General features: G+C 62.9%; 21 protein-coding genes. 1 reads left to right on the forward strand and 20 read right to left on the reverse strand.

Annotated elements, in window-relative coordinates:
* Positions 1–166: 166 nt before the first annotated feature.
* The 4 genes from ACYPXD_RS29330 to hemE form a co-directional block, all read right to left on the reverse strand.
* Positions 167–451, reverse strand: coding sequence for a hypothetical protein (locus ACYPXD_RS29330; protein ID WP_459720006.1), 285 nt, complete (start codon positions 449–451; stop codon positions 167–169).
* Positions 448–1923: a YeiH family protein gene (locus ACYPXD_RS29335; RefSeq protein ID WP_459720009.1), complete on the reverse strand. Its 1476-nt coding sequence runs from the start codon at positions 1921–1923 to the stop codon at positions 448–450. The genes ACYPXD_RS29330 and ACYPXD_RS29335 overlap by 4 nt, the downstream gene beginning before the upstream one ends.
* 209 nt (positions 1924–2132) lie before the next feature.
* Positions 2133–4406 carry a primosomal protein N' gene (locus tag ACYPXD_RS29340; RefSeq protein ID WP_459720012.1) on the reverse strand — a complete coding sequence of 758 codons (2274 nt, stop codon included), beginning with the start codon at positions 4404–4406 and terminating at the stop codon, positions 2133–2135.
* Positions 4407–4875: 469 nt separating this feature from the next.
* Positions 4876–5970: a uroporphyrinogen decarboxylase gene (gene hemE / locus ACYPXD_RS29345; RefSeq protein ID WP_459720015.1), complete on the reverse strand. Its 1095-nt coding sequence runs from the start codon at positions 5968–5970 to the stop codon at positions 4876–4878.
* 344 nt (positions 5971–6314) lie between these two features.
* Between hemE and ACYPXD_RS29350 the strand changes: the two genes are divergently transcribed.
* On the forward strand, positions 6315–7061 hold the full coding sequence (locus tag ACYPXD_RS29350; protein WP_459720910.1) for a transporter substrate-binding domain-containing protein: 747 nt from the start codon (positions 6315–6317) through the stop codon (positions 7059–7061).
* 848 nt (positions 7062–7909) lie between these two features.
* Here ACYPXD_RS29350 and ACYPXD_RS29355 read toward each other — a convergent pair.
* The 16 genes from ACYPXD_RS29355 to ACYPXD_RS29430 form a co-directional block, all read right to left on the reverse strand.
* Positions 7910–9634 carry an AMP-binding protein gene (locus ACYPXD_RS29355; RefSeq protein WP_459720018.1) on the reverse strand — a complete coding sequence of 575 codons (1725 nt, stop codon included), beginning with the start codon at positions 9632–9634 and terminating at the stop codon, positions 7910–7912.
* 266 nt (positions 9635–9900) lie between these two features.
* Positions 9901–10326: a F0F1 ATP synthase subunit epsilon gene (locus ACYPXD_RS29360; protein ID WP_075155344.1), complete on the reverse strand. Its 426-nt coding sequence runs from the start codon at positions 10324–10326 to the stop codon at positions 9901–9903.
* 223 nt (positions 10327–10549) lie between these two features.
* Positions 10550–11944: a F0F1 ATP synthase subunit beta gene (atpD, locus tag ACYPXD_RS29365; protein WP_459720023.1), complete on the reverse strand. Its 1395-nt coding sequence runs from the start codon at positions 11942–11944 to the stop codon at positions 10550–10552.
* 113 nt (positions 11945–12057) lie between these two features.
* Positions 12058–12945, reverse strand: a complete 888-nt coding sequence (gene atpG / locus ACYPXD_RS29370; RefSeq protein ID WP_459720027.1) for a F0F1 ATP synthase subunit gamma — start codon at positions 12943–12945, stop codon at positions 12058–12060.
* A gap of 102 nt (positions 12946–13047) precedes the next feature.
* Positions 13048–14589 (reverse strand): F0F1 ATP synthase subunit alpha, encoded by a 1542-nt coding sequence (gene atpA, locus ACYPXD_RS29375; protein WP_459720030.1) that lies wholly within the window; start codon positions 14587–14589, stop codon positions 13048–13050.
* A 70-nt stretch (positions 14590–14659) separates the two neighbouring features.
* Positions 14660–15199, reverse strand: a complete 540-nt coding sequence (locus ACYPXD_RS29380; RefSeq protein WP_459720033.1) for a F0F1 ATP synthase subunit delta — start codon at positions 15197–15199, stop codon at positions 14660–14662.
* Positions 15200–15201: 2 nt separating this feature from the next.
* Entirely contained in the window at positions 15202–15672 is a 471-nt protein-coding gene (locus ACYPXD_RS29385; protein ID WP_459720036.1) for a F0F1 ATP synthase subunit B, read from the reverse strand.
* A 143-nt stretch (positions 15673–15815) separates the two neighbouring features.
* Positions 15816–16085: a F0F1 ATP synthase subunit C gene (gene atpE / locus ACYPXD_RS29390; protein ID WP_007180033.1), complete on the reverse strand. Its 270-nt coding sequence runs from the start codon at positions 16083–16085 to the stop codon at positions 15816–15818.
* Positions 16086–16165: 80 nt separating this feature from the next.
* Complete coding sequence (gene atpB / locus ACYPXD_RS29395; RefSeq protein WP_459720041.1) at positions 16166–17017, reverse strand: F0F1 ATP synthase subunit A; 852 nt, start codon at positions 17015–17017, stop codon at positions 16166–16168.
* A 155-nt stretch (positions 17018–17172) separates the two neighbouring features.
* The gene (locus ACYPXD_RS29400; RefSeq protein WP_459720045.1) at positions 17173–17742 is read right to left on the reverse strand and encodes an ATP synthase subunit I; all 570 of its coding nucleotides are present in this window, start codon (positions 17740–17742) and stop codon (positions 17173–17175) included.
* 279 nt (positions 17743–18021) lie between these two features.
* A complete protein-coding gene (locus ACYPXD_RS29405; protein ID WP_459720912.1) occupies positions 18022–19131 on the reverse strand; it encodes an SLC13 family permease in 1110 nt (369 codons plus the stop codon).
* A gap of 52 nt (positions 19132–19183) precedes the next feature.
* Positions 19184–20074, reverse strand: a complete 891-nt coding sequence (locus ACYPXD_RS29410; protein WP_459720047.1) for a ParB/RepB/Spo0J family partition protein — start codon at positions 20072–20074, stop codon at positions 19184–19186.
* Positions 20075–20115: 41 nt separating this feature from the next.
* Entirely contained in the window at positions 20116–20886 is a 771-nt protein-coding gene (locus ACYPXD_RS29415; RefSeq protein WP_459720050.1) for a ParA family protein, read from the reverse strand.
* Positions 20887–21000: 114 nt separating this feature from the next.
* Positions 21001–21717, reverse strand: a complete 717-nt coding sequence (gene rsmG / locus ACYPXD_RS29420; protein ID WP_459720054.1) for a 16S rRNA (guanine(527)-N(7))-methyltransferase RsmG — start codon at positions 21715–21717, stop codon at positions 21001–21003.
* Positions 21714–23696 (reverse strand): tRNA uridine-5-carboxymethylaminomethyl(34) synthesis enzyme MnmG, encoded by a 1983-nt coding sequence (gene mnmG, locus ACYPXD_RS29425; RefSeq protein WP_459720057.1) that lies wholly within the window; start codon positions 23694–23696, stop codon positions 21714–21716. The genes rsmG and mnmG overlap by 4 nt, the downstream gene beginning before the upstream one ends.
* A 236-nt stretch (positions 23697–23932) precedes the next feature.
* Positions 23933–24700 carry an ABC transporter ATP-binding protein gene (locus tag ACYPXD_RS29430; RefSeq protein ID WP_459720060.1) on the reverse strand — a complete coding sequence of 256 codons (768 nt, stop codon included), beginning with the start codon at positions 24698–24700 and terminating at the stop codon, positions 23933–23935.
* Position 24701: the final 1 nt, after the last annotated feature.

Consider the following 24701-nt stretch of genomic DNA (forward strand, 5'->3'; position numbering starts at 1 on the left):
GGCGCGTCGCGTGGCGAGCGTAAGCCGAGCCGGAACGCACGTTCCGGCGAGGTGCGGGTTCGCAGCTAACGACGCGTCAGGTTCGATGCAGTTGAAGGGGGTAGCGCGGGTCTGTAATGCCGGGACCGGTCGCCGTGCGCGCGTACGCAGGCGGCCGGCCCGGGCATCAACGCGAAGGCGTGTGCCGATGCGCGAACTGATTGCAGGCATCGTCGGGCGATACGAAGCGGTCGTGCAGCATGCACAGCCGCGTCGTGGCGACGCTCGCGCCGAAGCCTGAACTGAAGACAGCGAGGCCGGGAATGCTTTGTTCGATGGAATGCCGATCGTCGGCGCGGTATCGGCAACCGGCGCATCGCGGCCGGCGCGTGGCCAGGTCCGCAGCCGCCCTTGCCGTCTCTGCGAGCGGCGGCGCGCGCGGCTCGGATCGATCCGGCGCGGCGGCGCTCACGAGCCCTGCCCCAGGCTGTTCCAGTACGGCGCGAACACGTGCGCGGACAGCACGTAACCGATCACGATATTGACCGCGACACCGGCCGTAAAAGCGACGAACGGTTTGACGCCGGTCGTCGTCAGCGAGCGCAGGCGCGTGGTCAGTCCGATGCTGAAGAAGCAGAAGATAAACGCCCACGTGCGCAACGCGGTGATCGGCGCGACGAGTTCGGGCGTGACCACTTTCCGGTAATCGGCGAGCGAGTAGTGGCTCGCGATCCATGTGACGAGCGCCGACGCGATCACAAAACCAATGACGAATTTGGGGAAGCGCGCCCAGATTTCGCCGGCGTCCGCTTTTGCTTTGACTGTGCCGCCCGTCGCGCCGTCGGCGCTTTGGTCTTCGGTCTCCCAGCGCGTGGTCGCGGCGATCGCAAGCAGGAACGCCCAGATGCCGATCCAGATGTCGCGGCCCACCACTTTCATCAGCGTGAACGCCTGCAGCGATGCTTCGGGCGCGCCTGCAATCGCGCTGCCCGCGTGCTTCGCAAAGTCGCCGTAGGCTTGCGCCGCGGCGATGCCGGCTGCGTCCGCGAATTCCGAGGTGCCGATCCAGGCGCCCGCCACCGCTGTCGATAAACCAAGCGAGCGAGACACGAACGGCAGGACGAAGATCATCACGATCGCCCACAGAATGACGAGTGTGATCGCGACCGATGCGTGCTCGCGCTTCGCTCGCACCGCGCCTGCAATGGCGATGGCAGCGGACACGCCGCACACCGCGCCGCCCACGCCGAGCACCGCGGCAAAACGCTTGTCGAGACCGAGTGCCTTACCGGCGAAGAAGATCACGAAGAACGTGACGAGCGACACGATCGTCGCCTGCCCGACCGCGACCGGACCGGCCCACACGAGCAAGGTGAATGGCAGCGTCGCGCCGAGCAGCACAATGCCCACCTTGATATAGAACTCGACGCGCAATCCCGCCGAGAACCACGACGGCAGCGTGAACAGGTTCGAGATCACGAGCCCGAGCGCCAGCGCGACAAGCGGCGGCTCGAGGTTGTATTTCGCCGCATCGACCCACGCGCCGAGCACGAAAATCAGCACCGATGCGATAAAGAGGATGGCGAACGAAGCGATGAAATGTGCGACACGTTGCTTCAATGCGGAAAGGCCGATGCCGAACAGCGCCGCGAACACCACGAAGAGCGCGAGGTAGTTCGGCAGATGCACGCCGACGTCGTGTACGGCCTGCGACACGCTGGTCCATTTGGCTGGCGCGACCGCGAGCCACTTGATGCTGCTGCCCGACGCAAACAGCGCCAACGCAACGACGACCACGAGCAGGCCGATCCAGACGGCCCACCAGTCTTCGGTTGAGAAAAGTCCGCGTCCTCCCGGCGTGCTGCGTGCCGCTTCGGTCTTTTCGCTTTTGTTGCCCTTCGATGGATGCGCGCCCGCCGGCAGCGTATGTTTCGTATCACTCATCATTCATTCCCCGCAGTCGAAAGATGACAGGCCGCATGTCGCTTCGATTGTTGTTAAAACATGCGTCGATTCGGCGAAGAATAGTCGAGCGCGATGGGGGAATGAAACGATCTTTCGCTCTATCGATATAACTGGAAGGGATTTGTGGGCGCTGTTGTGGCGTTGCCGATGAGCGTGTTTGGCGTGCGTTTGCGATGCTTGAAGCCTGTTCAGATATCGAGCGGATCGACCTCGATGCTCCAGCGCTGCACGCCTTTGAGATTGCGCAGCATCGGCTGCCATGCGCGCAACGTCGCTTGCAGCGCGCCTCGCGACGCGCTTTCGATCAGCAGCTGGGCGCGATGCACATGCATCACCTTGACGATGGTTAGCGGCACGGCGTCATACACCGTCACCCATTCGGCGGCTGGAATCTCATGCAGCGCCCGCGCGGCCTGCTGCAGGAAGGCGAGCGCGGCTTCGAGCGTGCGGCCTTCGGCACGCAGCATCGCCTGGTAGACGAACGGTGGCAGATGCGCATCGCGTCGTTCGGCCAGCGTTGCGTTCGCAAAGCCGATGTAGTCGTGACGCGCAAGCGCGTGATACAGCGCGTGCCGCGGATAACGCGTCTGCACGAGCACTTCGCCGGGCAGGCCGGCGCGGCCCGCGCGGCCGCTGACCTGCATCAGTTGCGCGAAGAGCCGCTCGCCGGCCCGAAAGTCATGTGAGAACAGCGCCATATCCGCGTTCAGCACGCCGACCAGCGACACGCGCCGGAAATCGTGGCCCTTCGCCACCATCTGCGTGCCGACGAGGATGTCGACTTCGCCCGCGTGCACATCCGAAAACAGCGCCTGCGCGCTGCCTTTGCGGCGCGTGCTGTCGGCGTCGATGCGCAGCACGCGCGCGCCGGGCACGACCGTCGCGAGCGTTTCTTCGACGCGCTGCGTGCCGCGTCCGAGCGGCGCGATATCGACGTTGCCGCACTCGGGACACGCGCGCGGAATGCGCGTCTCCCAGCCGCAGTGATGGCAGCGCAGCGCGCGCTCGGGCTTGTGCAGCACCACGTACGCGCTGCAACGTGGACAGCCGGCGACCCAGCCGCATGCGTCGCAGGCAAGCTGCGGGGCGTAGCCGCGGCGGTTCAGAAACACGAGGCTCTGCTCGCCGCGCTCGAGACGCGCTTTCAGCGCGGCGACCAGCGGACCCGACAGGCCTTCTACGGAGGCACGGCCGCGGCGCCGTTCGTCTTCGAGATCGATCAGTTTGACGGCCGGCAAGGCGGCGTCGGCGACCGCGCGGCGCGCGAGCGTGAGTCGCTGGTAGCGGCCCTGGTCCGCTTGCCACCAGCTTTCGAGCGACGGCGTCGCGGAGCCGAGCACGACCGGAATGCCCAGTTGCTTCGCGCGCCAGATTGCGAGGTCGCGTGCCGAATAGCGCAGGCCTTCCTGCTGCTTGTACGCGGGGTCGTGTTCCTCGTCGACGCAGATGATGGCAAGGCGCGGCAGCGACGCGAGCACCGCGAGCCGCGTGCCGAGCACGATGCGCGCGCGGCCGGTGTGCGCGGCGAACCAGTTGCGCGCGCGTTCGCCTTCGGCGAGGCCGCTGTGCAGTGTGACGATGGCGGTTTCGTCGAGCGCGGCAAAGCGGGCGCGGAAGGCTGCTTCGAATTGCGGCGTCAGGTTGATTTCGGGGACGAGCACCAGGGCTTGCGCGCTCGGGTCCGTTGCGAGCAAGGCGGCTAGCGCGCGCAGGTAGACCTCGGTTTTGCCGCTGCCGGTCACGCCATGCAGCAGGAACGCGGCGAAGCCGTGCGCGTCGTGGATCGCCGAGACGGCGATGGATTGTTCGTCGGTGAGGACGGGAAGTGCGGCCGGGGACTGCAGCGCGCCGATTGATGCGTCGGGTGACTGGGTGACGGGCGGTGCCGCAGCCGCCTCGATCACCTCGAGCTCGACCCAGCCTTTCTCGCGCCACGCGTCGAGCGTCGCCACCGCCTTCGGATGCAACGCCCGCGCATCGGCCGCCGACACACTCCCCGCGCGGACAAGCTCATCGGCCAGCCGCCGCAGCGCATTCGCGCGCGCCGGCAACGCATCGGGCAGCGCGTCTCGCCCCGCGGGCAATAGCCGATAACGCTCCGCGGGCGCCAGCAACCGCGTCCATCGCGATGCATCGCGCAGGGCCTGCGGCAGCGCCGGCAGCGCCACTTCGCCGAGACCGCGCTGATAGTAGTCGGCCGCAAACGCAGCCAGTTCGAGCCATTGCGCGGACAGCGGCGGACAGGCGGCGCATAAGTTATCCACCGAGCGCAGACGGTCTTCCGGCACCTCGCTGTGAGCGGCCACTTCGCAAACGAGACCGACCACCGTGCGCTTGCCGAACGGCACGCTGACGAGCATGCCGGCTTGCGGCATTGTCCCGACGGCTTCGATTTCGCATCGGTAGTCGAAAAGTGTCGGCAGCGGATGGTCGAGCGCGACCCGGACGAATATCTGGCTCATCCGCCGATGTAACGCGACGGCACCGATGCGCGAATCAGCACAGACATTGGACACGCACGGCCCGGCTTACCGAACTTAAAGTGAAACATCACATTTGGCGCTAAGCGTTGGATTCGGCAGAACAATTGGCTGCTTCCGGGGTCTGTGGATAACTTTGTTGAGAACTTCGCCTTGCATGCCCGCAAACGGCGTCCGCAAGCGCTTTGTGTGGTTTCCCGCACACTTGTTCCGGCCCCGGTCAAACCCTTACTGGCTAAGGCGCTCACACGAAGTTCCGCCGCTTGGCAAGCACAATATGGCGTCGTCCGCTTCTACCGCGCCGCAGCGTGATTAATGTGTATAAGTCAAGCCTTGACAACCAGCAGAACGCCATTCGACGGCCTGTGGAATGCAATTTTCCCCTTAGGACGAGAGCCCACGTCATTGCAACGCAACAAAACTGTCATCACTTTGACGCAGTCCTCATCGCTTATGCCAGGCCCGCGGTGCGCAGTGCCCGGCTATGCCGATGCACCTCGTCGACGAGTTCCGCGACGTGTTCGGGCGGCGTGTACTGCGAAATACCATGCCCGAGGTTGAACACGTGGCCCGGGTGATTGCCGTAGCTGTCGAGCACGGCGCGCGCTTCGACGCGGATCGCGGCTGGCGGTGCGAACAGCACCGACGGGTCGATATTGCCCTGGAGCGCAACCTTGCCCGCGACGCGCTCACGTGCGCGTGCGAGGTTCACCGTCCAGTCGAGCCCGACCGCATCGACGCCCGACGCAGCGATTTCTTCGAGCCACAGGCCGCCGCCCTTCGTGAAGGCGATGACCGGCACGCGCCGGCCGTCGTGCTCGCGCTTGAGCGCGCTCACGATCTGTTCGATGTAGTGCAGCGAAAAGCGTTGATAGATTCCGTCGGCGAGCGCGCCGCCCCACGTATCGAAGATCATCACGGCCTGCGCGCCCGCTTCGATTTGAGCATTCAGATACGCCGTAACCGCGTGCGCGTTGACATCGAGAATTCGATGCATAAGGTCCGGCCGCGCGTACAGCATCGACTTCACCGTGCGGAAGTCGTCCGAGCCGCCGCCTTCGACCATATAGCACGCGAGCGTCCACGGGCTGCCCGAAAAGCCGATCAGCGGCACGCGCTGACGCCCTTGCGCATCGGTTAGCGCGCGGCGGATCTGGCTCACCGCGTCGGTCACATAGCGCAGCGTCGCGTCGATGTCGGGCACCGCGAGGCGCGCGACGTCGTCTTCCGTGCGCACCGGGCGCGCGAATTTCGGGCCTTCGCCGGTGGCGAATTCAAGGCCCAAGCCCATTGCGTCGGGAATTGTCAGGATGTCGGAGAACAGGATCGCGGCGTCGAGCGGATAACGCTCGAGCGGCTGCAGCGTCACTTCGGTGGCGTAATCGGGATTCTTCGCGAGGCCGAGAAAGCTGCCGGCACGGCTGCGCGTCGCGTTGTATTCGGGCAGATAGCGGCCCGCCTGTCGCATGAGCCAGATCGGCGTGTAGTCGGTCGGCTCGCGCAGCAGCGCGCGCAGAAAGGTGTCGTTGATCAGTTGTTGAGCCACGTCGCGTGCGCCTTAAGCCTTAAAGCAAAGGGGCATTCTACCGGACGCGGGTGTTGCGCTGGCGTCGGCTGTGCCGCCTTGACGCATGGCAAGGCGCAAGGTGCCCGTCAGTTGTCTGAACGGTGCATCGCTTGACCGACAAGGGGAGATTGCCTCGCTCGCGACGGTTTTCAGCGCCCGCTACGTAGAATGAGCGGCCCCTAAAAGGAGATCCCATGAGCAAGACGTTATCCGTTTCGCGGCGCGTGCTGTCACGCACATTCGTCGGCGCGCTTTCCTGTGTGTTGTCGGGTGCGTGGTTGGGTGCGAGTCCCGCTTTCGCACAAGCGCCGGCGTCGTCACCGATGCAAGTGCCGTCGCCATCGACGGTCGCGGTTGCCGGTTCGCCGCAGTCGCGGCTGGATGAAATCATCGCGCGCGGTACGCTTCGCGCGTGCACCACCGGCGATTACAAACCCTACTCGTATTACAGGCAGGACGGGCAGTTCGAAGGCATCGATATCGATATGGTCGAATCGCTCGCGAAGTCGCTCGGCGTGAAGGCGGAGTTCATCAGAACGACGTGGCCGAACCTGACGAACGACTTCATCGCGAAATGCGATATCGCGGTAGGCGGCGTATCGACGACGCTCGATCGGCAGAAGCGCGCGTTCTTTACGCAGCCGTATCAGGTCGACGGCAAGACGCCGATCGTCCGTTGCGACGACGTGAAGAAGTACCAGACGGTTGAGCAGATCGACCAGCCGTCGACGCGCGTCATCGTGAATCCGGGCGGCACCAACGAGCGGTTTGCCAAGCAGCACTTCCCACACGCGAAGCTGACCGTCTATCCGGATAACGTGACCGTGTTCAAGCAGATCCTGGCGGGCCGCGCGGACGTGATGGTCACGGACGCCTCCGAGACGCTGCTGCAGCAAAAACTTAATCCCGGCCTCTGTTCCGTTCATCCGGACCAGCCGTTCCAGTACGGCGAGAAGGCGTGGATGGTGCCGCGCGGCGATGTGGTGTTCCAGCAATATGTCGACCAATGGCTGCATCTTGCACGAGAAAGCGGCGAGTATCAGGCCATTTCGGATAAGTGGCTCAAGTAGCGCTGGCGCGTCGCGGCGGCTCGCAATCGCAGGCGGGGTTCGACGCCGCGGACCTGTAACCATGCAGCGCTCGTCACTGAGCGCTTCATTGCTTTGAGTCGACGCCCATTCTGTCGCCGCGACGGCGGCTTGCGCCGCGGTTGCGTTGCATCATTTTTCACGAACGGCCGTTTCGGCCCTTGCAATACGTTTTGAAGCGACTACGCTTCAAGCAACTCCCCAAGCAGACCTGCTTATTCGCGGCAAAAATGCCTGCCGCGCATGCGTCGCGAAGCAGTGCAATATGCGCCGCTGCTCAAAATAGCCAATCGCCATTCAAGCGCTTTCGACGGTTCGGTAAAAATGATCTTTTTATCGGCAAATAACGGCAAAAAATCCCGGAGAGCCTTATCTGGCGGGCGTTACAACCTGAAACACTTTGTTACCGCGTTCCCGGTTTAATTCGCCCACAATGCCTCTCACGGGTTCAACACGGATGTGGTTTGGTGTGTGGTGTGAGCGGACATCTTTCATCAAGCCGGTCGGCAGATTGCCGGGTCCCTGAGAAGGGGCATCCCTGTTGGAGTCGTGTCGACGGCGATTGCGTCGTCCAGTCGATTCCTCCTTTGGTCTCCTCGCGCTAACCCCGTAGCGTGTGGTTTTTAGCGGGCTCCAGGCCCGCTTTTTTTTTGCCTCGCTAAACGTTTGCGCACTGCAGCGGTTGGCGTTCCCCTCAAGCGCGTCGTTCCTCGACGCGCTTTTTGCTTGTCGCGCTTTTTGCTTGCCTTTGCTTGTTTGCATCCGCGGCTCCGGTCGTCCTCCTCCGGTGGTCGCCTGATGCGCGCTCTTCTCGTTGCTCGCCGCCGCGCTCAGGCGGTCCTGCCGACCGTCAGCTTCAACTCTTCGATCATCCGCTCGCGCATCACGAACTTCTGGACCTTGCCCGTCACCGTCATCGGCAACTCGTCGACGAAACGGATGTACTTCGGCACCTTGTAGTGCGCGATCTGCCCGCGGCAAAACGCATGGACATCGTCCGCGCTCAGCTGCTCGCCGGCGCGCAATACGATCCACGCGCACACGGCCTCGCCGTATTGCGGATCCGGTACGCCGAACACCTGGACGCTCTGGATCTTTGGATGGCGGAACAGGAATTCCTCGATCTCGCGCGGGTAGATGTTTTCGCCGCCGCGAATCAGCATGTCCTTCAGACGCCCGACGATATTGCAGTATCCATCGGCATCGATCACCGCGAGATCGCCCGTATGCATCCAGCCGTCGACGATGCTCTCCCGCGTTTTCGCGTCGTCGTTCCAGTAGCCGCGCATCACCGAATAGCCCTTCGTGCACAGTTCGCCCGTTTCGCCGACCGGGACCGTGTTGCCCGCCGCATCGACGATCTTCACCTCGAGGTGCGGCTGCACGCGGCCGACCGTCGTCGTGCGGCGGTCGAGCGGATCCGTGGTCGAGCTCTGGAACGACACCGGGCTCGTCTCGGTCATTCCGTACGCGATCGTGATCTCCGACAGGTGCATCTTCGAGACGACGCGCTTCATCGTCTCGATCGGGCACGGCGAGCCAGCCATGATGCCGGTGCGCAAATGTGTGAGGTCGAAGGTGTCGAACTCGGGGTGATCGAGCTCGGCGATAAACATCGTCGGCACGCCATGCAGCGCGGTGCATTTTTCTTCGGAGACCGCCGCCAGTGTCGCCGCCGGATCAAACGCTTCGCCCGGAAACACCATGTTCGCACCGACCGACACGCACGCGAGCACCGCCAGCACCATGCCGAAGCAGTGGTAAAGCGGCACGGGGATGCACAGCGAGTCGTGTTCGGTGAGCCGCATCGCCATCGCGATATAGCGCGCGTTGTTCACGACGTTGCTGTGCGTCAGCGTCGCGCCCTTCGGACTGCCCGTTGTGCCGCTCGTGAACTGGATATTGATCGGATCGTGCGGCGACAGGCTGGCGGTGATTGCGTCGAGCTTGGCGGGTTCGAGCGTCTGCCGGCCCAGCTCGATGACTTCCGCAAGGCACAGCATGCCCGGCGTCTCGGTGTCGCAGACGCGGATGACGATACGCAGGTCGGGCAAGCGCGCGATTCGCAAGTCGCCGGGCGTTTGCGTCGCGAGCTCCGGCGCGAGCTGGGCGAGCATGTCGAGATACATCGACGACTTGAAGCGCTCGGCGGCGACGATCGCCTTGCAGCCGACCTTGTTCAGCGCGTATTCGAGTTCCGCGAGCCGGTACGCGGGATTGATATTGACGAGAATGGCGCCGATCCGCGCGGTCGCAAACTGCGTGAGAAGCCATTCGACGCGATTCGGCGACCAGATGCCGACGCGGTCCCCTCGGCCGATGCCGAGCGCCATCAAGCCCGACGCCAGAATGTCGACTTCTTCGGCGAACTCCTGCCAGCTCCACCGGATGCGTTGCTCGCGAAAGACGACGGCGGGCCGGTCGGGGAAGCGTCGCGCGGTGTCGAGCAGAAACTGGCCGACTGTCGCGGTGCTAAGCGGGGCGTCGGTGGACCCGCGAACGTAGGAAAGGCCGTCCTGGGGCGCGATCTGCGCGGGGGTGCCTGCCGCTAGCATGCTTGCCTCCTGAATCGACCGGGATTCGCGCTCTGGCGCCTCGTCCAGTCCGTCTCGTACAACGTGATTGCTGGAAGGATGCCCGCGTATGGGTATGGAAATAGGTGTCGAAGAGATTGTGCGCTGGCCGGATCGTGCGCGGCATCGAGGCTTTCCCTCACCTTTCCCTCACGCTGACGGGCCGGCATCGACACACCGCGCAAATAAAAAAGCAGCCACAGGGGCTGCTTTCTTATCTTCGTCGCACGACTCGACGACGCGCTTCTTTAATGCTGACCGCGCAGTTTCCGCAGACGCTGAATCGCCGCGAGCTGAGCCGTCGCATACGCAAGTTCCGCCTGCGCGGTTGCGTACTCAAGGTTCGAGCCGGTGTTCTGCAGCGCCTCTTCCGCGCGCTTGCGGGCCTGCTCGGCCTTCGCTTCGTCGAGATCCTTGCCGCGAATCGCGGTGTCGGCCAGAACCGTCACCGCGCCCGGTTGCACCTCGAGAATGCCGCCGGCGACGAATACGAATTCCTCTTCGCCATTCTCAGCCTCGATGCGCACCGCACCCGGACGAATCCGCGTGATGAGCGGCGTGTGGCCCGGCAAAATGCCGAGTTCGCCCGCCTCGCCGGGCAGCGCAACGAACTTCGCCTGGCCCGAGAAGATTTCCTCTTCCGCGCTGACGACGTCTACCTTGATAGTTGCCATAAAGTCTCGACTCCTGTCGGTGAGAGTTAGCGCTTCAGCGCTTACTCGCACCCCATGCAAAGCTGTCGGTGAGAGTTAGCGCTTCAGCGCTTACTCGCACCCCATGCAAAGCTGTCGGTGAGAATTAGCGCTTCAGCGCTTACTCGCGCCCCATGCAAAGCTGTCGGTTGAGTATAGAACGAGGCGTCGGCGATGCCGGCGCCCGCTTCGTTACCCCCAAGCCTTACTGGATCTTCTTGGCCTTCTCGAAGGCTTCGTCGATCGTGCCGACCATGTAGAACGCCTGCTCCGGCAGGTGATCGCATTCGCCGTCGACGATCATCTTGAAGCCGCGGATCGTTTCCTTCAGCGGCACGTACTTGCCCGGCGAGCCCGTGAAGACTTCCGCGACGTGGAACGGCTGCGACAGGAAACGCTGGATCTTGCGAGCGCGCGCGACCGACAGCTTGTCTTCCGGCGACAGTTCGTCCATGCCCAGAATCGCGATAATGTCGCGCAGTTCCTTGTAGCGCTGCAGCGTCTGCTGAACCGAACGCGTGATGGTGTAGTGCTCTTCGCCGATCACGTGCGGATCGATCTGGCGCGACGTCGAATCGAGCGGGTCCACTGCCGGATAGATACCGAGCGAGGCGATGTCACGCGACAACACGACCGTTGCGTCCAGGTGGCCGAAGGTCGTCGCCGGCGACGGGTCGGTCAAGTCATCGGCAGGCACGTACACGGCCTGCACCGACGTGATCGAGCCGGTCTTCGTCGACGTGATGCGCTCCTGCAGCTTGCCCATTTCTTCAGCCAGCGTCGGCTGATAGCCCACGGCCGACGGCATACGGCCGAGCAGTGCCGACACTTCGGTACCGGCCAGCGTGAAACGGTAGATGTTGTCGACGAAGAACAGCACGTCGAGGCCTTCGTCACGGAAGTGCTCAGCCATCGTCAGGCCCGTCAGCGCGACCCGCAGACGGTTGCCCGGCGGCTCGTTCATCTGGCCGTACACGAGCGCCACTTTATCGAGAACGTTCGAGTCTTTCATTTCGTGGTAGAAGTCGTTCCCTTCACGGGTACGCTCGCCCACGCCCGCGAACACGGAGTAACCGCCGTGCTCCTTCGCGATGTTGTTGATGAGCTCCATCATGTTGACGGTCTTGCCCACGCCTGCACCGCCGAACAGACCCACCTTGCCGCCCTTCGCGAACGGGCAGATCAGGTCGATCACCTTGATACCCGTTTCGAGCAGTTCAGTAGACGGCGACAGTTCGTCGAACGCCGGCGCCTTCTGGTGGATCGAGCGCATCGTGTCGCTCGCGATCGGGCCCGCTTCGTCGATCGGGCGGCCCAGCACGTCCATGATGCGGCCTAGCGTCGGCTTGCCGACCGGCACGCTGATCGGCTTCGCGGTGTTCTTCACCACGACGCCGCGGCGCAGACCATCCGACGAACCCAGACAGATGGTGCGGACCACGCCGTCGCCCAGCTGCTGCTGGACTTCGAGCGTCAGCTCCGAACCTTCGAGAATGAGCGCGTCGTACACCTTCGGCATGTGTGTACGCGGGAATTCCACGTCGATCACCGCGCCGATGCACTGTACGATCTTGCCTTCTACCAAAGCAGTTGTACTCATCGCTTTTCCTTTAGATACTCAATTCTTCACTCGCGCCACGGCGCGGTTGGTTGCCCGCAGCCTGTTTCCTTGCGCGGTCGCTTTCGATTGCTTTGCGCGGGTCGTCGCTACGCTCAGACTGCCGCGGCGCCGCCGACGATCTCCGACAGTTCCTTCGTGATCGCGGCCTGGCGGCTCTTGTTGTACGACAGCTGCAACTCGTTGATGACCGTCTTCGCGTTATCCGAAGCGGCCTTCATCGCGACCATGCGTGCCGACTGTTCCGACGCCATGTTTTCCGCGACGGCCTGATAGACCAGCGCTTCGACATAACGCACGAGCAGTTCGTCGACCACCGTCTGCGCGTCCGGCTCGTAGATGTAGTCCCACGACGTATTCGGCGTCGACTTGTCGCCTGCTTCCGTCGCCTCGAACTTCTCGGCCGACAGCGGCAGCAACTGCTCGATCACCGGCTCCTGCTTCATCGTGTTGATGAAGCGCGTGTACGCGAGGTACACCGCCGAGACCTTGCCTTCCGAATACAGGTCGAGCTGCACCTTCACCGCGCCGATCAGCTTCTCGAGGTGCGGCGTGTCGCCGAGCTGCACGACATTCGATGCGACCTTCGCGCGCAGACGGTTCAGAAAGCCGAGGCCCTTGCTGCCGATCGCCGTTGCGTCGATCGTCTTGCCTTCGGCTTCGAGCTCCTTGAACTTCTGCAGCGACGCACGCAGCACGTTCGTGTTCATCCCGCCGCACAGACCTTTGTCAGTTGTGACGAGGATGAAGCCGGCCGTCTTCGCGCCCTCGTTCGCCACCATGAACGGATGGCGATACTCGGGGTTCGCACGGCTCATGTGCGCGGCGATGTCACGGACCTTGTCGGCGTACGGACGGGCAGCGCGCATGCGCTCCTGGGCGCGGCGCATCTTCGATGCGGCGACCATTTCCATCGCTTTCGTGATCTTGCGCGTGTTTTGCACGCTCTTGATCTTGCCGCGAATTTCCTTCATTCCAGCCATTGCTTGCTCCTTGATCGAAACCGCGCGGGCCTACTTCATTGCTTCAGTTGCCCGCGCTGCTTCGAGGTCCGGTTATACGTCGCGGATCCGATCAGTACGCGATCAATAAGCGCCGGACTTCTTGAAGTCCTTCAAAGCCGCGTGCAGCGCGGCTTCGTCGTCCTTCGACAGGTCCTTGGTGTCTTCGATGCGCTTGATCAGATCGGCGTGGCTCGTCTTCAGGTATTCGCGCAGGCCGCGCTCGAATGCGAGCACGTCCTTCACTTCCAGATCGTCGAGGTAACCGTTGTTCGCGGCGAACAGCGCGACCGACAGTTCCCACACCTGCAGCGGCTGGTACTGCGGCTGCTTCAGCAGTTCGGTCACGCGGCGGCCGCGCTCGAGCTGCTTGCGGGTCGCTTCGTCGAGATCCGATGCGAACTGCGCGAACGCCGCGAGTTCGCGGTACTGCGCGAGATCGGTACGGATACCGCCCGACAGCTTCTTCACGACCTTCGTCTGCGCCGCACCGCCCACCCGCGACACCGACACGCCGGCGTTAATGGCCGGGCGGATACCCGCGTTGAAGAGGTCGGTTTCGAGGAAGATCTGGCCGTCGGTAATCGAGATCACGTTCGTCGGAACGAACGCGGTCACGTCGCCAGCTTGCGTTTCGATCACGGGCAGTGCCGTCAGCGAGCCGCTCTTGCCCTTCACTTCGCCCTTCGTGAACTTCTCGACATACTCTTCCGAGACGCGCGCCGCGCGCTCGAGCAGACGCGAGTGCAGATAGAACACGTCGCCCGGATACGCTTCGCGGCCCGGCGGACGGCGCAGCAGCAGCGAGATCTGACGGTATGCCCAGGCTTGCTTGGTCAAGTCGTCGTAAATGATCAGCGCATCTTGCCCGCGGTCGCGGAAGTATTCGCCCATCGTGCAGCCGGCGTACGGCGCGAGGTATTGCATCGCAGCCGATTCCGACGCCGAAGCGGCGACGACGATCGTGTATTCGAGCGCGCCCGTTTCTTCGAGCTTGCGCACCACGTTCATGATCGACGAAGCCTTCTGGCCGATCGCGACGTAGATACAGATCAGATCCTTGCCCTTCTGGTTGATGATCGTATCGACAGCCACCGCGGTCTTGCCGCATTGACGGTCGCCGATGATCAGTTCGCGCTGGCCGCGGCCGATCGGCACCATCGAGTCGATCGACTTCAGACCCGTTTGCACCGGCTGCGACACCGACTTGCGCCAGATCACGCCCGGGGCGATCTTTTCGATCGCGTCGGTCAGCTTCGCGTTGACCGGGCCCTTGCCGTCGATCGGGTTGCCGAGCGCGTCGACCACGCGGCCGACCAGTTCCGGGCCGACCGGCACCTCGAGAATGCGGCCCGTCGTCTTGACGATGTCGCCTTCCGAAATGCTTTCGTATTCGCCCAGAATCACGGCGCCGACCGAATCGCGCTCGAGGTTCAGCGCGAGGCCGTACACGTTGCCCGGGAATTCGAGCATTTCGCCCTGCATCACTTCCGACAGACCGTGAACGCGCACGATGCCGTCGGTCACGGAGATCACGGTGCCCTGGTTGCGAACGTCTGCGCTCGCTTCAAGGCCCTGGATCCGGCTCTTGATCAGCTCGCTGATCTCAGAGGGATTGAGTTGCATTATTCGCTCCTGATAGTCAATTCTGTTGCGTGCCAGCGGCTGCGCGATTCACGCGCCGACGTCTGCAAAATCACGCGGCCAGCGCCGTCTGCATTCTGGCGAGCCGCGCGCGGACCGAGGTATCGAGCACTTCGTCGCCCACCGTCACGCGTACGCCGCCGATCAGCGACGAATCCACCGCGACAGTCGGCTTCAGCTTGCATTTGAACTTGCGCTCGAGCGCCGCGACGAGTTCGTCCAGTGCCTGGCCTTCGAGCGGAAATGCGCTGACGATCTGCGCATCGGCCGCGCCTTCGTGGGCGTTCTTCAGCGCGTCGAACTGCGTGGCGATTTCCGGCAGCAACGGCAGCCGGTGATTGTCGACCAGCATCTGCACGAAGTTCTTTGCCTGCGCGTCGTCTTTGAGCGGCGACTTCACCGCGGCGAGCACGAGGTCGACGACTTGCGCGCGGGCCACTTTCGGGCTCGTCGCGATCGATTCGACTTCGGGCAAGCTCGCAACCTGAGCCAGTTCCTGCACGAGTGTGGACCAGGCGTTGACGTCGCCCGCTTGAGCCACGGCAAACAGCGCTTCAGCGTACGGACGGGCGATGGTGGCAAGTTCGGCCATGATCAGAGCTCGGTTTTGAGTTGATTCAGCAGATCGGCGTGAACCGACTGGTTCACTTCACGCTTCAGGATCTGTTCGGCACCCTTCACCGCAAGCGCTGCCACTTCAGCACGCAGCGCTTCGCGCGCCTTCACGATTTGCTGGTCGGCATCGGCCTTCGCCTGAGCGATGATCCGGGCGGCTTCGGCGTGCGCCTGCGCCTTGATTTCGTCGGCGACCGATACGGCACGCTTTTCAGCTTCGGCGATACGCTGCTGGCCGTCGTTGCGAGCCTGCGCAAGCTCCTCACCGACGCGCTTGTGCGCGGCTTCGAGTTCCGCCTTGCCCTTTTCGGCGGCCGACAGGCCATCGGCGATTTTCTTCGCGCGCTCGTCGAGGGCGTTGACCAACGGCGGCCACACGAACTTCATCGTGAACCACGCGAGGATCAGGAACACGACCATTTGCGCAAACAGAGTTGCGTTGAGATTCACGGTGTTTCCTTAAATGTTGCTAGTTCGGACGGGGAGACGGGAAATGGCAAGGCGCTCATCGAATCAGTGCTCGATCAGCGCCCAATACCCGTTCCGCTTAGCGCCATTCCTGTTATAGGTCAGGCGCGCAGTTCCGAGGAACCTCAGCCTGCCAGCTTCGACAGCAGCGGGTTCGCGAACGCAAACAGCATGGCCACACCAACGCCGATCAGGAACGCCGCATCGATCAGACCTGCGAGCAGGAACATCTTCGTTTGCAGCGGGTTCATCAGTTCCGGCTGGCGGGCGCACGCCTCAATGTACTTGCCGCCCATCAGGCCGATACCGATACAGGCGCCGATTGCACCCAGGCCGATGATGATGCCGATACCGATGGCGGTCAGACCCTGGATGTTGGCGATGAAAGCTTGCATGATCACTCCTTTGTGAAAAGTCTTTTTGGAACTGGGATTTAGAAAAATAAAAGCGATTCTTTTAGCCGACAGGACCGGGGTTAGTGGCTGTCGTGTGCCTGGCCGATATACACCAGCGTCAGCATCATGAAAATGAACGCCTGCAACAGAACGATCAGGATGTGGAAGATCGCCCACACGCTGCCCGCGATCACATGGCCGATGAAGCCAAGCACCGTCGTGTCCGCGCCGAAGTTCCAGATGCTGCCCAGGAGGGCAATCAGCAGGAACAGCAGCTCACCCGCGTACATGTTGCCGAACAGCCGCATGCCGAGCGAAACCGTCTTGGCGACGAACTCGATGATGTTCAGTGCAAGGTTCGGGATCCACAGCAGCGGATGCGCGCCGAACGGGGCCGACAGCAGTTCGTGCACGAAACCGCCTGCGCCCTTGATCTTGAAGTTGTAGTAAATCATCAGCACGAACACGCCGAGCGCGATGCCGAGCGTGCCGTTCAGATCAGCCGTCGGCACGATGCGATGATGGGGAATGATTTCCGACAGGCCCAGCCAGCCGATCACGCGGCCGGGGAGGTCGACGGGGATGAAGTCGAGCGCATTCATCAGTGCGACCCACACGAACACCGTGAGTGCGAGCGGCGCGATGAAGCGGCGGTTGCCGTGGATCATCGACTTCGACTGGTCTTCGACCATTTCGACGAGCATTTCGACCGCGCACTGAAAGCGGCCTGGAACGCCCGGCGTGGCTTTGCGCGCAGCAAGGCGCAAGATGAGGATGGTGACGAGGCCGCAGACGATGGACCAGAAGAGCGTGTCCAGATTCCAGACATGAATGTCGAAAATCGACGTCTGATGCTCGGTGGAGAAATTCTGCAAGTGATGCGCAATGTACTCGGACGGATCCAGAGCGCGCGTTCCTTCGCTAGCTGCCATATCGTTATTGCCACCCAAATTGTCGAAAATCGTTCCAGGCCGCCTGCCGCCGTTCGCGTCGCAGGCCAACCCGGTGCGGGCCGTCTCGAGCCCGCACGCCATTCGGCGACGCGTTGCCGCGTCAGCCAGTGTTCTTTACCTTCGCTTGACCTTCGTTACCGCCAGGCTAGTGCTATCCAGTACGTCTTGAGCGCGACCAGGTAAGTCACGAGCAGCGGAACCCACTGCACGCCGTGATACCCGAACGCGATGGCAACGAACATGGCGATCGTCGCCCCCATCTTGAGCGCTTCGCCGATCATCCAGCTCATCACCGTCTCAGCGCCGCTCAGCTTCTTCAGACGTGCCGCGAACAACGCGCTCGGCACCCAGCAAATCGCTCCCCCGAGAAATGCGGACAGCGCAGCATCGCCCGGCGGCTTGTAGAACAGCCACCACAGCAGTGTCGCACCCAGGGACAAAACCATTTGCGCCGCCACGACCTTGTAAGGCGTAACGCGCGATGGACGACTCACGTTCGGGCCGAATAGCTTCTGTGCCTCTGCCCGAGTGAGCGGAACGATATTGTTATCTTGCGGCTCGACATCCCACGCATCGTGATGCTCAGTGCGCTGAACTTTAGATGAATCTGACGTTGTCTCACGGACGCCATGCTCGGGACGGTGTTCGTCGTCGCTTTGCTTCGGCGCCTGATGCAACGCCGTGCCCGACTTTTGTACCGCCATTGCAGTGTCCCGCCAAGTTCTGTTCAGCCCGCGAGCTTACTCACCGCTTACGGGGGTGCCTAGCAAATAAATCCGGGCGATTGTAAGCGATAGTTGCAACCAATTCAAGACTTTAGGGTACTCAATAAATACCGTGGGAGCGCCTCCCGCGATACGGAAATATGCCCGTTTTGAATGAATCGGCTGGCGATTGTAAGCGACCTGCGCAGGCCCCAGACTCGCGCGCTTTTCGAAGTTTCTTCACTGCTTCGCCCACGCTTTATGCAGCGTGAGTCGATGTCAGACATGCAGCAGAACCCATCCGCCGAGCGCGCCGCCGACAATCCAGAACGGCACCGAAAAAAGATGGAACTGCGTCCACATGCCGCGCTCGTTCGAGAGCCGCATCGCGATCAGATTGGCCAGCGAGCCAATCGCAAAACCAAAGCCGCCGACGCTGACACCAAACGCGAGCGCACGCCAGTCTTTTGAAAATTCAGCGAGCATGATCGCAGCGGGGACGTTGCTGATACCTTGCGACAACAACGCACCCGCTACGTAGGTTCTTAATGGCGTCGCGAGATGCCACGCGCTCACCGATTGATGGACGAACGGCAATGCGGCGACGCTGCGCAGAACAATAAACATCAGCACGAAGATCAGCAGCAGCAGCCAGTCGATCTTCAGCACGATCGACGGGCGCCAGATCAGAAAGCCGAGCGCGACGCCCGCAAGGCCGATACCGGGCCGATGCGCATCCGCGAGCACGACGAATGCGACGAATAGCAGAGCCGCGACGCTGACGAGCGGCCGGTCGACCGAATGCGGCTCGACGTCCTTCGACAGATCGAGCGGCGCGGCGCGAAAAGACACAGCCGTCAGCAGATACAGCAACACCATCAGCACAACGCACAATGGCGCGAGTGCCCAGACGAAGCCGCCGAACGACACCCCGCTCGTTTGCCAGAGAAACAGATTCTGAGGATTGCCGAGCGGCGTCAGAATCGAACCCGCGTTCACCGCGAGCGCGATGAAGATGACAAGGCGTCTTAACGGTAACGGCGTGAGCTTGTGCAGCGACAACGCAAGCGGCACGACGACGAAAAGGGCGACGTCGTTTGTCAGCACTGTTGATAATGCGGCCGCGAGGCCGATCAGCAGGCAGGCAAGCGCGCGCTCCGTATGAATATGGTGAACGACACGATGCGCGGACCACATCAGGAATCCTGAACGTTCCACCGCCTTCGTCAGAATAAGCAGACCCGTGAGCGTCAAAACGGTCTGCCAGTCGACGAGCGACGGCAGCGAGGTCCATGCGCGCGGGTGAAAAATCTGCAGCACGATCAGCGCGAGCGCGAGAATCGCGAGCACCGGTTCCTTGGCGATGAATAGCCAGACGGCCCGCAGCACGTGGTGCGCGGGCGTCGGCGCGCGTTCGACTGATGGCACGGTCAAAACGCGCTTAAGCGGTGGCGTTGGTGCCGCGCAGACGCGCGAGAATGCCCTCGAGTGCGTCGAGATCACCGAATTCGACGGTCACCTGGCCGCGTCCGCGGCGGCCGAGCTTGATCTTCACCGTCGCGGCGAGCAGATCCGACAGTTCCTCTTCGAGGCGGCGCGTATCGCGGCCGCCATCGTGATTGACGCGCACTTTCGGTGCGGGCGTCGCCTTGTTGGTCGCGGTCACGAGCTTTTCGGTCTCGCGCACCGACATGCCCTTGTTGACCACCTGGTTTGCGAGCGTGATTTGCGTCGCCGAATCGACGGCCAGCAGCGCCCGTGCGTGGCCCATGTCGAGGTCGCCGGCGAGCAGCATCGTCTGGACGGGCGCCGCGAGATTCAACAGACGCAGCAGGTTCGATACCGCGCTGCGCGAGCGGCCGACCGATTCGGCCGCCTGTTCGTGCGTGAACTTGAATTCGTCGAGCAGGCGCTGGATGCCCTGCGCCTCTTCCAGCGGATTCAGGTCTTCGCGCTGGATGTTCTCGATCAGCGCCATCGCCGCGGCGGCCTGGTCCGGCACGTCGCGCACGAGCACCGGCACCTCTTCGAGACCCGCGATATGCGCCGCGCGATAACGGCGCTCGCCCGCGATGATTTCGAATTTGTCGCCGCCGATCGGCCGCACGAGAATCGGTTGCATCAGACCCTGCGCGCGGATGCTGGCCGCGAGCTCCTGCAGCGCGCCCTCGTCCATTCGCGTACGCGGCTGGTACTTGCCTGCCTGCATGCGCGCCAACGGCAGCGTATGCGGCGCGCTATCGATCTTGACCGCCTCCGTGATGTCGGCGCTTCCGCCAAGCAGCGCCTCGAGCCCCCTGCCCAGCCCCTTCTTTCTTGCTACTGCGTTCATCGTATTCCCTCGATCCAATTTCGACGATTGGCGTTGAGTGCTCATAGCGCGCGCACCCGTTCGATCATTTCCGCGCCGAACTGCACGTAGGCCTGCGCGCCGCGCGACGCGCGGTCGAACACCACGCCCGGCAAGCCGTAACTCGGCGCCTCGGCGAGGCGCACGTTGCGCGGGATCACGACGTCGAACACCTTGTCGCCGAAGTGCTCTTTCAGCTGGTCGGAGACCTGTTGCTGCAGGGTGATGCGCGGATCGAACATCACGCGCAGGAGGCCGATCACCTTCAGGTCGCGATTCATGTTCGCGTGCACCTGCTTGATCGTATTGACGAGGTCCGACAGGCCCTCGAGTGCGAAGTACTCGCACTGCATCGGGATCACGACGCCGTGCGCCGCGCACAGGCCGTTCAGCGTCAACAAAGACAGCGCCGGCGGGCAATCGATCAGCACGAAGTCGTAGTCGCCGACGACGTGCAGCAGCGCTTCCTTCAGCTGACGCTCGCGGTTTTCCACGCCGACCAGCTCGATCTCGGCGCCCGCGAGTTCGCGATTTGCCGGCAGCACGTCGTAGGAAACCGCTTCGGACTTGACCCGTGCGTCGGCCACCGCCACACCGTCGCACAGCACTTCATAGACGGTGTTCTCGCACGCAGCCTTGTCGATGCCGCTGCCCATCGTCGCGTTGCCCTGCGGATCGAGATCGATAAGCAGAACCCGTTGTCCCTGCGATGCGAGGCTCGCGGCGAGATTGACAGCTGTCGTCGTTTTGCCGACTCCACCCTTCTGGTTCGCAACGCAGAAGATTTTTGCCATCTTGGATGTGTCCCTTTGCAGCCTTGAGTGTTTGGTATGGGTTCGCTTGTGCGCCGTGCTCTGCTACCTGCGTTCGTCGCGTCCGCCGCGTTGCCCTATCGGCGCGGCGCGCACTTAGTTTGACGCAGGCGCCGACGCAGCACCAGGTTCTTCGACAAGAATTTCCAGCAGATGCCGTTCGGCGTCGAGCGACGGCACATCGAGCCGGATCACCTGCTTCACTTCCGCGCCGGCCGGCAGGCGCGCGATCTCGGCATCGGGACGCACACCCTTCATCGCCCAGATCGCGCCGCTTTCCGCCACCAGATGCCGGGCCAGTGTAACGAAATCCGCGAGCTCTGCGAATGCGCGCGACACGATCACATCGAATTTTTCCGGCACTTCGATACCGGGACGCAACGACTCCACCCTGCCCGTCACCACCGACAGGTTTGCGAGCCCGAGTTCCGCCTTCGCCTGAGACTGGAACGCGGTCTTCTTGTGAACGATGTCGTTGAGCGTGACACGCCACTCCGGCAGCACGATCGCGAGCACGATGCCGGGCAAGCCGCCGCCGGACCCGACATCGAGTACCGACGATCGTCCTCGCCCCGCGTTGAGGTGCGGCACGATCGACAGCGAATCGAGGATGTGCTGGATCAACATCTGCCGCGGGTCGCGAATCGCCGTCAGGTTGTAGACGGCGTTCCATTTCCCGAGCAGCGCGACGTAGTCGAGCAGCCTCGCTTGTTGCGTATCGGTGAGGTCGATGCCCAGTGCGCGGGCGCCGTCGGCCAGCAACGCCGCCAGCGTCTCGCGACTGGCGGCGGGACTGCCGTGGCGCGCCGTCATTGAGCCACCGGCGTGCTGTCCGTGCCGGCGTCGGTGTTGGCTGGACTGGCCGAGCTAGCGGCGGCCGTCGGACGGCGGCCCAGGCCGCGCTTCAAATGCACCATCAGCAATGAGATCGCGGCAGGCGTGATGCCGGAAATCCGCGAAGCCTGGCCGATCGTTTCAGGGCGATGTTGCGTGAGCTTCTGGCGGGCTTCGAACGACAGGCCACGCACTTCCGCATAGTCGAGCCCGTCTGGTAGACGCGTGTTCTCATGCGCCTCGTTACGCTCGATCTCATCAGCCTGACGCTCGATATAGCCCTGATACTTGATGCCGATTTCGATCTGTTCCGTGATCTGCGCCAGCAGAACCGCGTCGTCGGCCAGCGCTTCCGCCGGCGCGCATGCGCCGTCTCGCAGCGCGCAGACGCCGTCATATGAAACGCCCGGACGGCGCAGCAATTCTGCGAGGCTATATTCGTGATCGATCGGCTTGCCAAGCAGCGCGGTTGCTTCGTCAGAGGAAAGCGTCTTCGGTGTGACCCATGTCGAACGCAGACGCTCTGTTTCACGTGAAACGGCGTCGCGCTTGCGGCTGAACGCGTCCCAGCGCGCATCGTCGACGACGCCTAGCTCGCGGCCGATCTCCGTCAGACGCATATCCGCATTGTCTTCACGCAGGCTAAGTCGATATTCGGCCCGGCTCGTGAACATCCGATACGGCTCCGACACGCCGCGCGTGACCAGATCGTCGACGAGCACGCCGAGGTACGCCTGATCGCGGCGCGGGCACCACGCTTCCTTGCCCTGCACCTGCAACCCCGCGTTAATCCCCGCGAGCAGACCCTGAGCTGCAGCCTCTTCATAGCCGGTGGTGCCGTTGATCTGTCCCGCAAAGAACAAGCCGTTGATCGCCTTTGTTTCCAACGACGCCTTGAGCGCGCGCGGATCGAAGTAGTCGTACTCGATCGCATAGCCGGGCCGCAGGATGTGCGCGTGCTCGAGGCCGCGCATCGAACGAACCAGCTCCAGCTGCACGTCGAAAGGCAGGCTGGTCGAGATACCGTTCGGGTAGAACTCGTTGGTCGTCAGCCCTTCGGGCTCGAGGAAGATCTGATGCGATTCCTTCGACGCAAACCGATGGATCTTGTCCTCGATCGACGGACAGTAGCGCGGGCCGACGCCTTCGATCACGCCCGTGTACATCGGCGACCGGTCGAGCCCGCCGCGAATAATGTCGTGCGTTTGCGCATTCGTATGCGTGACCCAGCACGGCACCTGACGCGGATGCTGCTCGGCGCGGCCAAGGAACGAGAACACCGGCACCGGGTCGAGATCGCCCGGTTGCTCTTCGGTTTTCGAGAAATCGATCGTCCGGCCGTCGATGCGCGGCGGCGTCCCGGTCTTCAGGCGCCCTTGCGGCAGCTTCAATTCCTTGAGGCGCGCGGACAGCGACACGGCAGCCGGATCGCCAGCGCGGCCGCCCGTGTAGTTGTTGAGCCCGACGTGAATCTTGCCATCGAGGAACGTACCCGCCGTCAGCACGACCGCGCGCGAGCGGAAGCGGATTCCAACCTGCGTGACCGCACCCACCACACGGTCGCCCTCCACCATCAGATCGTCAACCGATTGCTGGAACAACCACAGGTTCGGCTGATTTTCGAGGCGGCGCCGGATCGCCTGCTTATACAGCAGCCGGTCCGCTTGCGCACGCGTCGCGCGGACCGCCGGCCCTTTCGACGAATTGAGGATGCGGAACTGAATGCCACCTTCATCGGTAGCCGCCGCCATCGCCCCGCCGAGCGCGTCGACTTCCTTGACCAGATGACCCTTACCGATGCCGCCAATCGACGGGTTGCAGCTCATCTGGCCGAGCGTTTCGATGTTGTGCGTGAGCAGCAGCGTCTTATTGCCCATGCGCGCGGAAGCGAGCGCGGCTTCGGTGCCGGCATGCCCGCCGCCGACGACGATAACGTCAAACTCTGTGGGATAAAGCATTGGAGATCTCACGCAGACCGTTGGCGTGAGCCTTTCAGAAAAATGTATGGGCGAATTATAACGGGTTCGCTTTTGGCCCGATTTACGTTGGTTTAAGCGTGGGAAGAAAAACGGCGTGTTTCACGTGAAACACGCCGCGATGATTGATTGTGCCTTCGGCCGAATGGCTCCAGAAGGAAGGGGTCGAGAGGCGGCCGCCGATCTACGAGGGCGCAACAACGTGGAGCAAAAGCGACCTAAGCGACCCTCTTCGTCAATCCCAGGTACGTTTCGATCACCCGCGGATTCTGCGCCAACTCAGCCGCCGCCCCTTCCAGCACCAGCTCACCCGTCTCCAGCACATAGCCATAATCGGAAACCTGCAACGCTGCCCGCGCATTCTGCTCGATCAGCAGCGTCGCAACGCCGGTCTCCCGCAGCGCGCTGATGATATGAAAAATCTCCTTCACGATCAGCGGCGCGAGCCCGAGGCTCGGTTCATCGAGCATCAACAGATCCGGCTTGCCCATCAACGCTCGACCGACCGCGAGCATCTGACGCTCGCCCCCGGACAAAGTCCCTGCCGCCTGCTTCCGGCGTTCCTTCAGGCGCGGAAACAAGCTGAACACCGGGTCGAGCTGATCGAGATAATTCCGCTCGCCCGCCTTTTTCCGTCGATAGGCGCCGAGCACGAGGTTGTCTTCGACCGTCATCGTCGCGAACAGCTCGCGCTTTTCCGGGACGAGGCACATTCCACCCGCGACGCGCTGCTCGACCGGCAGCGCGCTGACGTCGCGTCCGCAAAAAACAATCGCGCCCTCCGCGGCCCCGGCCACCGGCAACGCGCCCATGATCGCGTTCAACAGCGTCGACTTCCCTGCGCCATTCGGCCCGATCACGGAGACGATCTGCGCCGGCCGCACTTCGATTTGCGCGTTATGCAGCGCTTCGACCTTTCCATAGCGAACCGACAGACTGTCGACTCGCAGAATCGGCGCGGAGGTAGCAATCGTTACGTTAGTCATT

The sequence above is a fragment of the Paraburkholderia sp. 2C genome (genome assembly GCF_054589215.1).